Genomic DNA, 14,025 nt, shown 5'->3' with positions numbered 1-14,025 from the left:
ACAATTTGTCCTGCTTTTTTTAATCAAAAAAATTTCGTTTAAAAATACTAAAACTTATATTAAAGATGTGAAGGTGAAAAAATGTTAACGATATTAATTGGTTTGATAATTGGAATTGGCTTACCGATGCAAACGAGTATTAATTCCCGATTAAAGGTCTCAGTGGGGTCGCCTTTTGTGGCTTCACTGATTTCATTTTCGTTAGGAACATTATTTTTGGCATTAATTACGTTACTCATTGATAAATCGCTTCTTTTTCCTCTTAATTTATTTGGAAAAGAACCGTTTTGGCTATGGATAGGCGGTTTATTGGGGGTAATCTATTTAACTTCAAATATTCTTTTATTTCCAAAACTAGGTAGCGTACAGACTGTGATCATGCCGATTTTGGGGCAAATAATCATGGGATTAATAATCGATAATTTTGGTTTATTTGGTTCGTTAGTTCAACCACTGAATTGGAGTAGAATTGTCGGAGCTATTTTAGTAGTTATTGGTGTAATAGGAGCCGTGTCCATCAATCAAATAATCGTATATCGTCACAAGAAATTTGTGCCTGAAAAATCCAATAATCTATGGTTTTATCGCTTAATTGGAATTGTGATGGGAATGTTTAGTGCCACGCAGACAGCTATCAATGGACATTTAGGAATTGTTTTGAATTCTTCAGTTAAAGCCGCTTTTGTTTCATTTTTTGTTGGGACAATTTCGTTAATTATTATTGTTACAATAATTCATCCCAATTTGAGTTTTCAAAAAAATAAAGATACTCCTTGGTGGATTTGGTTAGGAGGATTTATAGGGGCACTATTTGTTTTAGGAAATGTTTATTTGGTACCAAAAATCGGTACTGGCTTGGCGGTGGTAATCGTTTTAGTAGGATTAATTGTCGGCAGTTTATTGATAGATCAATTTGGTTGGTTTAATTCAACTAAAAATCCCATTACTTTTGCACAAATAATGAGTTTATTAATTATGATTTTTGGTGTAATTATTATCCGACTTTTATAAGTAACAAGTTAAAGTTTTAACAAGAAAGATTATTTGATTTTTTTGTAAAAGTATTCGATGATAGCGTTTACAAGGGTAAACAATAAACCCACTAAAAAAGAGAGAAAGTGTAATTATGACAAAAATGATAGCTGGACAGGCTTTAGTAAAAGTTCTAGAGGATTGGGGCGTTGACCATATTTACGGTGTACCCGGTGGTTCCATCAATCATACTGTTGAAGGTTTGTATTTGGAAAAAGATAAAATCAAATATATTCAAGTTCGTCATGAAGAAGTGGGTGCCATTGCTGCTTCAGCTGATGCTAAGTTTACTGGAAAAATTGGTGTCGCTTTTGGCTCTGCTGGCCCTGGGGCAACGCACTTGTTCAATGGCTTGTATGATGCCAAAATGGATCACGTTCCCGTTTTAGCTTTGGTAGGACAAGTTCCTCAAGAAAATATGAACACCAATTATTTCCAAGAAATGGATGAGGGACCAATGTTTGAGGATGTGGCAGTTTACAATCGTACCGTTACGACTTCTGAACAAATTCCTTACGTAATCAATCAAGCAATTCGTGAAGCTTATCGTCAAAATGGTGTAGCAGTAGTAATTTTGCCAGAAAATTTGACGACTGAAGAGATTGACTATGTACCTGCTAAAACTCCTAAAATTGTTAAAAATAATTATTCACAAAAAATTGATCAAAAAGATGTCGATAACACTTTGAAACTACTCAAAGAAGCTAAGCATCCACTAGTTTATGCTGGTCGTGGTTTATTGGGAGCTAAGGAAGTTTTGACGAAGTTTTCAGAACAATTCAATATTCCAGTGATGAATACTGTTCCCGCTACTGGTGTTATCAGTACTGATCATCCAAACTTTATCGGAACTTTTGGACGTTTGGGAAGCAAATCAGGTTTTGAAGCTTTGCAACATACAGACTTGATTCTATTCATCGGTTCAGAATTTCCATTTGCCAGATTTTGGCCAGAAGGTGTCAAAATTATTGACGTTAATAACAATCCTTACGATATTGGGAAAACTATCGATGTCGACTACGCCGTAATTGCTGATGCTAAGAGTTATTTACAAGCTTTGATTGATACTAAGGAGACTTTACCAGCAGGTATTTGGTTGAAAGCTAATCAGGAAAATAAAGCTAACTGGGATAAGTGGTTAGATAAATTGGCTGCAGATGATAGTCACGGCTTGAATCCCGAGACTGTCACAAAGAAGATTGCTGAAATGGCTGGTCCTAATGATACTTATGGTGTCGATACCGGCAACGTTTCGGAATTTGGTGTCCGAGGGTTACCAATGAATCATAATCAACGTTTTGCTTTGTCAGGTTTGTTTGCCACGATGGGCTTTGGTCTACCTGCTGGAATTGCCGGAGCTTTGAGTGTACCTGAAGGACAAGCGTGGACATTGTCAGGTGACGGTGGTTTTTCAATGGTGGCTCCAGATATTATTACTGAAGCTAGATATGGTTTGCCAGTAATTAATGTAGTTCTTTCAAATGAGCGTTTAGGTTTCATTTATTATGAGCAAGTGGCTTCCAAACAACATTTGTACGGGGTTGATTTGACTGGTGCTGATTGGGCCAAAGTTGCCGAAGGTTTAGGTGGAATTGGCTTTACCGTTCAATCAATCAAAGATGCCGATGAAGCCTTTGCCAAAATTAAAGAATTGCAAGACAGTGGCAACAAGAAGCCAATCGTAGTCAACGCTGTTATCAAACAAGATGATCCGGTTGCTACAGCCTTTATGCCACTGGATCCAAAACTATATGGTCAAGAAGCTGTCGATGCTTATGCTAAGAAGTATCACATTGACGTTAAAGAACAACCATCCTTAGGAGAAATTCTGAGAGCTCAAGGCGATAATGACTAAATCAAACTATCGAAATTACCGATAAACAAGTAGAATAAAAGATGGGATAAATTTATTTCGTCTTTTATTTTTTTATGAGGTAATTAAATGGAAATTAATAATTTAGAGGATTTAAAAAAAGCTATCGATGATAGAAAAAACAATTTTATAGTTAAACAAGCTGCTTTTGAATTTTGTGATGAAATTCATCGTGAACAAGTAATGGGCAGTGGAGCTGAATGGTCAATTGCTACAACTGCTGGCTGGATGGGTTTAGTAACTGGCTTTAACCATTGGGTCCACCGCAAGTTTATGAGTGAAGCTAAGAAACAACGCGAAGATACAAAGCATGTTATTGTCAAAGAATATATTATTAAAAAAACTGATCAAACTAATGAGTATGAATTAGTTTTGAGAAAATAAAAAATGGTAGTTCATTCAAAATTGAATGGCTACCATTTTTTTAACCAAAGTTACCAGAAACGTAATCTTCAGTGGCTTGCATTTTAGGCTTAGTGAAGACATTTGCGGTCGTATTGTATTCGATAATATGACCTAGATGTAAGAAAGCAGTGTAATCACTAATACGAGAAGCTTGTTGCAAATTGTGTGTAACGATGATGATTGTATAATCCTTTTTTAAAGTTTCGAGTGTTTCTTCAATCTTTGAAGTGGAGATTGGATCCAAAGCACTGGCTGGTTCGTCTAGCAACAAGATATCGGGATGCATAGCGATTGAACGAGCGATACAAAGACGTTGTTGTTGACCACCAGATAAGGCTAGAGCACTTTTATCAAGATCATCTTTTACTTCGTCCCAAAGGGCTGCATCTTTTAAACTTTGTTCCAAGCGTTGTTCTAGAGTTTCTTTTTTAGTAATACCAGCGTTCTTCAAGGCAAAGGTGATGTTTTCACGAATGGATTTGGCAAATGGGTTAGGTCTTTGAAACACCATTCCAATATGCTTTCTAACTTCGTAAACGTTGATTTTTGGTGAATTGATATCGAGGTTACGATACATTATTTCGCCGTCAACTCGAGCACGTTTGTCATTCATGCGATTCAAGCAACGTAAGAAAGTTGATTTACCACAACCAGAAGCACCAATCAGGGCAGTGATCTCGAAGCGTGGAAATTCGAGATTAGCATCGAAAATTGCATGATTGTCGCCATAGTATACTTGTAGATTTTGAGTTGTAAGTGCCTTTTCTTCTGCAATGTTAGTTATAAAGGATTCGTTTAAATTGTATTCTTTCAAAGATGAGACCTCATTTCGTAGCAGTAATTTTTTTGTAGAGTTGGTTTCCTAAGAAACGGGCTCCTAGGTTGAAAATCAAAATAACGATAATTAACACAGCAGAAGAAGCACTAGAAATCAAATGAGCATCCGGAGTAACACTTTCAGTATTAACTTTCCAAATGTGAACTGCTAAGGTTTCAGCTGGACGCATAGGATTCAAAAAGCTAGAACTAGAAAAAATATTCCAGTTAGTGTAATCAACAGTAGGAGCACTTTGACCAGCAGTATAAATTAAAGCGGCAGCTTCACCAAAGATTCTTCCGGCACTAAGAATCAAACCAGTTAAGATACCAGGTAAAGCAGCAGGCAAAACAATCTTTGTAGTAGTTTTCCAATTAGATAGACCTAGAGACATTCCGGCTTCTCTTTGTAAATCTGGTACGCTTCGAAGTGATTCTTCAATATTTCTAGTTAAGAGGGGCAAGTTGAAGAAAGTTAGAGCAATGGCACCAGAAAGAATTGAGAAACCAAGATTCAATTTGATAACGAATAGCAAGTAGCCGAATAATCCAACTACGACTGAAGGCAAAGAACTTAATACTTCGACACTAGTTCTGATCAAATCAGTAAACCAGTTATCTTTAGCATATTCGGATAAATAAATTCCTGCTCCCAAACCGATTGGCAAGGAAACAATAATTGTTAGTACTAATAAGTAAAGCGAATTGAAGAGTTGATCTCTAATTCCACCGCCAGCGCTGAATGATTGAGCAGCAGAAGTTAGGAAATGCCAGGAAATATCAGGCACACCATTGAACAAAATGTAACCTAAAATGGCAACTAAGATTAAAATAACCGCCACGACTAAAGCATAGATAATGCCTGTGGCTAGATGATCGTATTTTTTAGCATTCATTTAGAAACGACCTCTCTTTCCAATGAATTTAACTAGCATGTTTAAAATCAAGGACATCAATAAAAGAATCAAGGCTAATGACCAAAGTGCGTTGTTGGGTAAAGTTCCCATGACGGTATTACCGATATCAGTAGTTAATTTACTAGTCAAAGTTGATGCAGGTGAAACTAGGTTTTTAGGCAATAATGCTGCATTACCGATAACCATTTGTACGGCCAAAGCTTCACCAAAAGCTCGAGCCATTCCGAAAATAATGGCTGTCAAAATACCCGGAACAGCAGCTCTTAAAACAACTTTGTAGATAGTTTGCCACCTAGTAGCTCCAAGGGCTAGTGAAGCTTGACGGTAGAAAAGTGGGACGGCATTTAAACTGTCGACTGATAGAGATGTTATCGTGGGTAAAATCATGACGAAGAGGACTAAAGTACCTGAAAGAATACCAAATCCAGTTCCACCGAAAATACCTCTAATAAAGGGAACGATAACTGACAAGCCGATGAATCCATAAACGACAGAAGGGATACCAACTAGTAGTTCAATAACTGGTTGAAGGATCTTGCTACCACGTTTGCTGGAAAATTCGGCCATAAAGATGGCAACTCCTAAAGCAAAGGGTGTTGCTAGTAATGCAGCTAATAAAGTGACGCTAAAAGAAGTGACGATCATTGGTAGAGCACCAATATCGGGATGTCCTTTAGCATCGGTAGCACCAGGATTCCAATTTGTTTTAGTTAAGAAATCAAAGACGTTTATATGGTTTTGTGTAAAGGTAGCTAAACCTTTAGAAGCAATGAAGTAGAGAATACAAGTAACTAATAAAATGATTAAACCAATGCAGACGTAACAGATTCCTTTACCAAAGTAATCTTGGAAGGTGGCCTTAGATTTTGTTTGTAATTTTTTTTGAATATCATCCATAGGGAGAACCTCCTGTATAAAAATATAAAAAAAGAACCTCGACCAAGATTGGGCAAGGTTGAAGTTCTCTTTTCAGTTATTTAATGTCGCTAACTGTTCCTTTAGAATCTTTTTGAACCTTCATATTGTGAATACTGATGTAACCCATGTCTTTAACAAGTGAGCTTTGAACATCTTTAGAGTTCATATAATCAAGGAACTTAGCAGTAGCACCTTCAGCTTTGCCGTTAGTGTACATATGTTCATATGACCAGATCTTCCACTTGCCTGATTCAACATTTTCGTCAGTAGGTTGTACTTTGTCGATTGAAACTGCTTGTACTTTATCAGTAATGTATGAGAAAGCTAGGTAACTAATAGCACCTGGTGTGCTTTCAACGATTTTTTGAACTGTACCATTTGAATCTTGTTCTTGTGATTTAACAGCTTCAGCACCTTTTAGAACAGCTGCTTCAAATGTTGCACGAGTACCACTACCTTTGGCACGGTTAACAACAGTGATTTTTTCGTCTTTACCGCCGACTTCTTTCCAATTAGTGATCTTACCAGTAAAGATTTGTTTTACTTGATCCATTGATAATGATTTAACATTTGCATCTTTGTTAACTACTGGAGCCATACCAACAACGGCAACCTTGTGGTCAACAAGCTTCTTAGCATCAACGCCATCTTTTTCTTCGGCGAAGATATCTGAGTTACCGATTGTAACTGATTTATCTTGAACTTGGCTCAAACCAGTACCAGAACCACCACCTTGAACAGTGATGTCAACTTTTTTGTTATCCTTTTGGAAGTTAGCAGCAGCTTTTTCAACTAGTGGTTGCAAAGCAGTTGATCCAACGGCTGTAATCTTGCCAGAAGTTGTGTTGCTGTCGCTCTTTGAAGTAGCACTGGTTTTGCTATTCCCATTACCGCAACCAGTTAGAACGAGCATTAAAGCAGCGAAACCTAATACTAATGAAATAATAGTTTTCTTTTTCATTTCTAAAACCCCTATTCAGATTCGTATTGATAAAATCATTTACCTAACACTTATAAAGATAAAGGTGACGTGTATATATAATGTTTATTTAATGTAAAAGTTTTGTAAAGTTGTGAAAAAAATATACATTTGCTTTGTAGACTAAAAAGGTGACCTGAAACACTTAAATATAGCAATATAACAACATTTGTAAATGTATATATTGAAATACAATACCGAATTTGGCTATTGTAAATGACCACCATTATTTACATTGCTATAATCAAATTGTGATGTAGCTACAGTTAGTGTTTGTTTCAGGAAACCTCATGTAAAGATTCCTTAGTATTGTAAAGATGAAAAATTCGATATTAAGGATTTGGAAGGAAGTCGAGTACATGCAACCGCTAGTATTGTTGAGTAATAAACTACCACTATTTATAGAAATCAATCGAAGCTTTAATAAACAAGGCTGGTTTCTTCAAAATATTACTGATCCTCAAGAAGTAGAAAAGTTAGCTGAAGAAGAAAAAATTGCAGGATTATTGTGGGATTTCACGATTACAGATTTGAATAGTTCCATTAAGATCTTAAAATCTTTACGTAATAAGATTTCAGGTCCTATCATTGTTCTAGCTCCTGCAAAAGAGAAAAAAAGACGTTCTTTGTTTTACAACATTAATATCGATAGCTTCATCACTAAGCCATTTGAATATCCCGAATTAGTTGCGAAGGTTAAGCAATTGTTTTGGGTTTACAATAAGTTCTCAATTAGAAGAGAAAAACATCCAATTAAAAGAAATTCTAAGAAAAATACTATTAAGTACAATGATATCGTGATTGACTTTAAACATTATCGTGTCACACACAATGGCTATGATATCGGTCTGACTCCTAAAGAATTCAGTTTGTTCTGGTATTTGATTCAACATCGGGGCAAGGTGATGAGTCGAGATCAACTTTTGGAAGGTGTCTGGGGGTATGATTCGATAGGCTCCAGTCGAACAGTCGATATCCACATTAGCCATTTGCGTGATAAATTAGCCGAAAGGTCACAGTCACAAAATTGCATTAAAACAGTTCGAGGTTTTGGGTACGTTTTGGATAATAAATATCCGCTAGTATCTGAAAGCTAAAAAAGCGTTCGCTATAAAATTTTAGCGGACGCTTTTTGGTATTATCTATTAATTTTTAAACGGATCATTTTGTCGATTTCAGTAATCAAGAGGACTACTGCACCAGCGACAATTGCCATGCCCCATTCGACTAAACCAATGTTGCCAGTGTAGAAGATCTTTTGCATGAATGGTACGTAAGTTAAGAACAGTTGTAGCAATAACATCAAGCCAACGAATACGAAGACTTTGGAGTTAGAGAAGAGTTCTTTTGATAGTGCAAATTTTGGAGTTCTGATATTAAATAGGTAGAAAATCTTACCTAGGATTAAAGTGTTGACCATGGTTGTACTTGAAATGGCATCACTGACACCGATGTTGTTGAGGTAAGTATCGATGATCAAACTGACCGCTGCAATCAGAATCGCTACGTAGGTCATTTGGAAAATATCGTGACGATTCATTAATTTGCTACCAGTTTTACGTGGCTTACGAGTCATGATTCCCTCTTCGGCTGGCTCAAAAATCAAGGCAAATTGAATAGTGATGGCAGATACCATGTTGATCCACAGTAATTGTGAAGGCTGCAATGGAATCTCTTGTTTGGTCAAGATAGCATAAGCTACGATCAAACCTTCAGAAAAGGAGATAGGTAATAGGTACAAAATACTCTTCTTGATATTATCGAAGATTCGACGACCTTCTTTAATAGCAGAAGACATTGTTGCAAAGTTGTCATCGGTCAAAATCATGTCGGCGGAATCCTTTGCAACGTCAGTTCCCTTGATACCCATAGCGACACCGATATCGGCACGTTTTAAGGCGGGAGCATCGTTGACACCGTCACCAGTCATGGCAGTGACCTTATTGTTCTTTTGCAAGGCTTCGATGATTTCAAGTTTGTTACTTGGAGTGGTTCTAGCAAAAACTTGGTTCTTATCAGCCGCAATGATTTTTTCATCGTCTGATAAAGCGTCCCATTCCACACCAGTAATAGCGTTTATTTCGTCAGCTAGACCAAGTTTTTCACCAATAGCCTTAGCAGTAATGGCATTGTCACCAGTGATCATTTTTACTTGAACACCGGCAGTACGCATAACTTTTAATGACTCAATTACTTCCTCACGAGGTGGGTCAATGATCGCCACGACGCCTAAGAAATTCAAGCCATCGACAATCATTTCATGAGTAACTTTGTCGGTTGTTGGAGCTTGTTTTTCATAGCCGACAGCAATGACACGCTTACCTTCAGCAGAGAATTGTTGAATCTTTTTTAACCAGTAATCGTAATTAAAGTTAGAATCTTGTTTCTTAGCCATATCCAAAAGTTTATCTGGAGCACCTTTAACAAAAAGTGTTCGTTGATTGTCTTTATCCTTGACCAATTTACCAATGTAACGATAGTCAGAGTCGAAAGGTAAAATATCGACTTCTTCGTATTCGGGCTTTTGTTCAAAATCAAAAACCTTATGATAGAGCGTTAAGAAGGCTCCGTCAGTTGGCTCACCATTGATGATCCACTGACCATTTTCATGCGATAAGTTAGTATCGTTAGCGTAGTATCCAGCTTCTAAAAATAGCTTTAGTTCTGGAGTGATTTCTACAGGTTGATTATTTTGAGTGATTTGACCAGTTGGTTCATAACCAGTTCCACTAACTTGCAGTTCTTGGTCGCCGATTAAGATATCAGTTACGGTCATTTCATTTTTAGTTAAGGTACCAGTCTTGTCAGTTGCAACGACGTCAACGGAACCTAAAGTTTCAACTGCGGGCAAAGTTTTGACGATGGTATTTTGTTTCTTAGCCATGTCGCTAACGCCTTTAGCCAAAATAACGGAAGTCGTAGCCGGCATACCTTCTGGAATTGCGCCAACCATCATGGCAACTACGGCCAAAGCTAAAACGGGTAGGGCATAAGTATCGAAGACTAGTCCAATGATGAAAATCAAAATTGAAGCAGCCACGATAAAGTAGGAAACTTTTGTACCTAGACCATCGATAATTTGCATCAATGGAGTTTTGCGTTGTTTAACGGAACTTACTTCAGTTGAGATTTTACCAATTTCAGTATCTTTAGCTGTGGCAACGACGACACCACTACCACTACCGTTAGTAACAGCGGTCGAAGCAAAAGCCATATTGAGTTGGTCGGCTAAAGCAATGTTTTCTCCATCAAGTTTTGAATCGATTTTTTCAACTGAATTAGATTCACCAGTCAAAGCGGATTCTTGGATACGTAGGTTATCAGAGTCGATGATTCGAAGATCAGCCGGGACATTATCACCAGCTTCTAAAAAGACTGTATCACCGACAACTAAATCTTCGGCTGGGACGTCTTTTCTTTGACCATCACGATAGACAGTCGCTTCAATCGACAACATTTGTTTAATCTTTTCTAGGGCATCAGAAGCATTGGATTCTTGGTAATAACCAATGATAGCATTGATAACAACTACTAAGCCGATAATGATTGAGTCAGAGTAGTGACCCATCAATAAAGTAATAATAGTAGAGGCAATCAAGACGTAGATGACCATATTGTTGAATTGACGCAAGAAAATCTTCCATTTTGGAGTTTTCTGCGATTCTAATTTGTTAGGACCGTTTTGAGCTAAACGTTTCTTAGCCTCGTCAGTTGTAAGTCCTTGTTTAAAATCATTTGTGTTATATGTTTCTTTTATTTCGTTAAATCCTATCTGATAGGGTTTAGTTTTCATTGACATCTCCTAGTTTTTAGAGTTAAAAAAAGCGCATTGCTATAAAAGTAATGTGCCAAACTCAGCAACGGATGCGATAGAAGAAATATATAAGATTCGTTTTCAGTTAAAGTTCACTCCCTCAAATATCTGTATCAATAAAGATATCAGGTTCACCTATATCATGTCAATATTAGAGTTTCTTTAAGAGTATTAATTTTAACGATTCGGGATATACCAATTATAAATTAATCTAGTCCAATTACGCATTGAAAACGTTTAACCAGCTTACATACAAGAAAATATACACAAAACTATTGCAATTATCGATGTATACCAGTATTGTTGGTCACGTTGTTAAAAAAACTTTTTTTATTTAGGGAGAAAAATAGAAAATGAAAACCTATCTTCAAAGAATGGGTCGATCCCTTCAATTGCCAGTGGCAGTTTTACCTGCGGCGGCTTTACTTGAGGGAATTGGCCACTGGCTTCCACAAAATTGGGGGTTAGCACAATTCCTCCAAGTCGGTGGATCTGCTATTTTAGGCCAGTTAGCATTATTATTTGCTGTTGGATTATCACTTGGGATGTCCAAAGCCAAAGACGGTGCCGCTGCTATGGCCGGGGTAGTAGCTTATATAGTTCCTACCTATGTATTAGCACCAAAACAAGTAGCCTTATTATTAGGAATAAAAGTTAGTGCGGTCAATCCAGCCTTCAATGCAATCGCTGGAAATGTCTTTATCGGTATTATTGCCGGATTGATTGCTGCGGCCTTGTTCGATCGTTTCCATGAGACAAAGTTGCCAATGGCGTTGTCATTTTTCAGTGGAAAACGTTTAGTACCTATTTTAGCCACTCTAGTTATGTTATTGGTTTCAGTTGTTCTACTGTTCGTCTGGCCAGTATTGTATGATGCCTTGATTTCATTTGGTAAGTTCATCGTTAATTTAGGCTGGATCGGGGCTGGATTATTCGGTTTCTTCAATCGTTTGTTGATTCCAACCGGATTGCATCAAGCATTGAATCAAGTCTTTGAATTTAACATTGCCGGTATCAATGACATTGGTAATTTTTGGGCCAACAAAGGAACTAAAGGTATTACCGGTATGTACTTAGCTGGATATTTCCCAGTGATGATGTTTGGATTACCAGCTGGTGCTTTAGCAATTTACAAGAACGCTTTGCCAGAAAAGAAGAAAGTTACAGCCGGATTGATGTTGGCTGGAGCCTTCGCCTCATTCTTTACTGGTGTAACTGAACCCTTAGAGTTCTCCTTCATGTTTGTCGCTTGGCCACTTTATGTGATTCATGCAATCTTCACTGGATTGTCGATGGCTTTTGCTGCCTTTATGCATTGGACAGCTGGATTTACGTTCAGTGCTGGGTTAGTCGATTATATTTTGAGTTTCCACATGCCAATTGCTAATAAGCCTTACATGTTATTAGTTCAAGGATTAGTAATGGCGGTGATTTATTACTTTGGATTCGACTTTGCAATTAAGAAATTCAATTTAATGACACCAGGTCGTGAAAAAACTACTGATGATGCACCAGTTGAGGAAGTTGCTACTTCAGATTCTGATGATAAATACATGGTCATGGCCAAAAAGGTTTACGCCGGAATTGGTGGTCACGATAATATTAAAGTGATCGATAATTGTACAACTCGTTTACGTTTGCAATTAGATGACACAGGAAACGCTAATAAATCTCAAATTATGGATGCCGGCGTTTCTGGTGTGAATGTTCTTGATAAAACTAACATCCAGATTATTGTCGGAACTGAAGTTCAATTCGTAGCTGATGATTTGAAGAAGTTGTTCGATCAAAATGCCAAAATTGAAGCTGTTGATTCAAAACCAGCCAAGCCAGCCCAAACAACTTCTGACAGCGATGTTAAATCTGGACAAGTCGATACCTTCTATAGCGTAGCTAACGGACAAGTTGAAGATATCGAAGAAGTTTCTGATCCAACTTTTGCTCAAAAGATGCTAGGCGATGGTTATGCAGTTATTCCTAGTGATGGAAAAATCGTAGCTCCAGTTGATGGGACAATCGAAAGTATTTTCCCAACTAAGCACGCTTTAGGTATTAAAACTGATAGTGGTTTAGAAGTTTTAGTTCACATGGGAATCGATACAGTTCAACTAAAAGGTGAACCCTTTGATATTAAAGTTGAGGCTGGTCAACAAGTTAAGCATGGCGATCAATTAGCACAAGTAGACCTAGACAAGATAACTCAAGCTAATAAGAAGACTGACATGATGGTGATTATCACTAATATGCCAAACGTCGCTTACTTGAAATATCGAGTTTTAGATCAAAAAACAGAATTGAACCAAATTGTTTTAAAAGCAACAACTAAATAATAGTTTTTTTCACCCTTCATAACTCGCTTAAAAGCCTACGGAAATCAGTTTCTGTGGGCTTTTTTTATGTTTCAAAATTCAATTTTACTATTGACTAAAACGTTTACAACTGTTAGATTATGTTTGAAATGAACATTAACAAACATGGGGGAAAAGCATGAGTATATTAGAAGATTTCCAAAAAAAGAATCCAGACTACAAGATCCTCTCCATTGATGATCCTGATTTTAAGAAGTATGGAAAAGTTTATACTAAATACGATATTAGTGAAGTAAAAGACTACATGGATAAGAATGTTAAGATTTCTAGTCCAAGTAATTTCTACACACCTTCAAATAAAGAACTTGAAAAGATTCCTGCAATTCAAGAAATGGGTAAAGATATTTATGCCTTTATGCCAATTGAAGCAGGTGAATGTACTGGTCAATCAACTAACTTCTCAGCTATTGAATATCACCAAGGTAGCGAAACAAACATTATGTTGACTGATGTCATCATGGTTTTAGGACAACGTTCAACACTTGATACAAAGGGTGAGTACAGTCCTTCAGAAGATGGTCAAATTTTCTTTGTTCCTGCTGGAACAGTTGTTGAATTCTATAGCACGACTCTACATTACGCACCAATCAAGGTTCACGACTCAGGATTCTCAATTATCGTTATCTTGATCAAGGGTTCAAACGAAGAATTGCCTGCTGATTTCAAGAGTGACAACAAACGAATCGTTAAACAAAACAAGTTCCAATTAGTAGATCCTAGTCGAAAGGATAAGATTGCTATTGGTGTAGAAGTTGGTTTGACAGGTAAATTAATTGAAATGACACCTTTAGATAAGTAATTATTTTTAAGATTTAGCTTAATTGCTCAAAAAATAAAAAGAGAATGTTGTTAGATTAGTAGTTAAGAAACTGCATCTAATAACATTCTTTTTTATTTTGAAA

The 14,025-nt window shown here is 36.9% G+C and carries 11 protein-coding genes; 6 read left to right on the top strand and 5 right to left on the bottom strand.

What is annotated here, in order from left to right; translation table 11 throughout:
* Positions 1-81: 81 nt before the first annotated feature.
* The 3 genes from LF20184_RS10070 to LF20184_RS10060 all read left to right on the top strand — a co-directional run bounded on the left by LF20184_RS10070 (position 82) and on the right by LF20184_RS10060 (position 3,289).
* The gene (locus LF20184_RS10070; RefSeq protein WP_010018620.1) at positions 82-1,011 is read left to right on the top strand and encodes a DMT family transporter; all 930 of its coding nucleotides are present in this window, start codon (positions 82-84) and stop codon (positions 1,009-1,011) included.
* A gap of 115 nt (positions 1,012-1,126) precedes the next feature.
* Positions 1,127-2,887, top strand: a complete 1,761-nt coding sequence (locus tag LF20184_RS10065) for a thiamine pyrophosphate-binding protein (RefSeq protein ID WP_010018621.1) — start codon at positions 1,127-1,129, stop codon at positions 2,885-2,887.
* Between the two features lie 87 nt (positions 2,888-2,974).
* Positions 2,975-3,289: a hypothetical protein gene (locus tag LF20184_RS10060; RefSeq protein ID WP_010018622.1), complete on the top strand. Its 315-nt coding sequence runs from the start codon at positions 2,975-2,977 to the stop codon at positions 3,287-3,289.
* Between the two features lie 40 nt (positions 3,290-3,329).
* Here LF20184_RS10060 and pstB read toward each other — a convergent pair whose 3' ends face one another.
* The 4 genes from pstB to LF20184_RS10040 form a co-directional block, all read right to left on the bottom strand.
* Positions 3,330-4,124, bottom strand: coding sequence for a phosphate ABC transporter ATP-binding protein PstB (gene pstB / locus LF20184_RS10055; RefSeq protein ID WP_010018624.1), 795 nt, complete (start codon positions 4,122-4,124; stop codon positions 3,330-3,332).
* 10 nt (positions 4,125-4,134) lie between these two features.
* Positions 4,135-5,022, bottom strand: a complete 888-nt coding sequence (pstA, locus tag LF20184_RS10050) for a phosphate ABC transporter permease PstA (RefSeq protein ID WP_010018626.1) — start codon at positions 5,020-5,022, stop codon at positions 4,135-4,137.
* Positions 5,023-5,940 carry a phosphate ABC transporter permease subunit PstC gene (gene pstC, locus LF20184_RS10045; RefSeq protein ID WP_010018627.1) on the bottom strand — a complete coding sequence of 306 codons (918 nt, stop codon included), beginning with the start codon at positions 5,938-5,940 and terminating at the stop codon, positions 5,023-5,025. It lies immediately after the preceding gene.
* A 76-nt stretch (positions 5,941-6,016) separates the two neighbouring features.
* Positions 6,017-6,922: a phosphate ABC transporter substrate-binding protein PstS family protein gene (locus tag LF20184_RS10040; RefSeq protein ID WP_010018628.1), complete on the bottom strand. Its 906-nt coding sequence runs from the start codon at positions 6,920-6,922 to the stop codon at positions 6,017-6,019.
* A gap of 377 nt (positions 6,923-7,299) precedes the next feature.
* Between LF20184_RS10040 and LF20184_RS10035 the strand changes: the two genes are divergently transcribed.
* The gene (locus tag LF20184_RS10035) at positions 7,300-8,037 is read left to right on the top strand and encodes a winged helix-turn-helix transcriptional regulator (RefSeq protein WP_010018629.1); all 738 of its coding nucleotides are present in this window, start codon (positions 7,300-7,302) and stop codon (positions 8,035-8,037) included.
* Between the two features lie 41 nt (positions 8,038-8,078).
* Here the strand turns inward: LF20184_RS10035 and LF20184_RS10030 are convergent, their stop codons facing one another.
* Entirely contained in the window at positions 8,079-10,733 is a 2,655-nt protein-coding gene (locus tag LF20184_RS10030; protein WP_010018630.1) for an HAD-IC family P-type ATPase, read from the bottom strand.
* A 374-nt stretch (positions 10,734-11,107) separates the two neighbouring features.
* Here LF20184_RS10030 and nagE point away from each other — a divergent pair, with 374 nt between their 5' ends.
* A complete protein-coding gene (nagE, locus tag LF20184_RS10025; RefSeq protein WP_010018632.1) occupies positions 11,108-13,084 on the top strand; it encodes an N-acetylglucosamine-specific PTS transporter subunit IIBC in 1,977 nt (658 codons plus the stop codon).
* 157 nt (positions 13,085-13,241) lie between these two features.
* Entirely contained in the window at positions 13,242-13,922 is a 681-nt protein-coding gene (locus LF20184_RS10020) for a DUF4867 family protein (protein WP_010018633.1), read from the top strand.
* Positions 13,923-14,025 lie beyond the last annotated feature (103 nt).

It is taken from the genome of Companilactobacillus farciminis KCTC 3681 = DSM 20184 (genome assembly GCF_002706745.1).
Taxonomy (GTDB): Bacteria; Bacillota; Bacilli; order Lactobacillales; family Lactobacillaceae; genus Companilactobacillus; species Companilactobacillus farciminis.
Note: the sequence above shows the minus strand (reverse complement) of the source record. Positions and strands in the feature narration are given on the sequence as shown.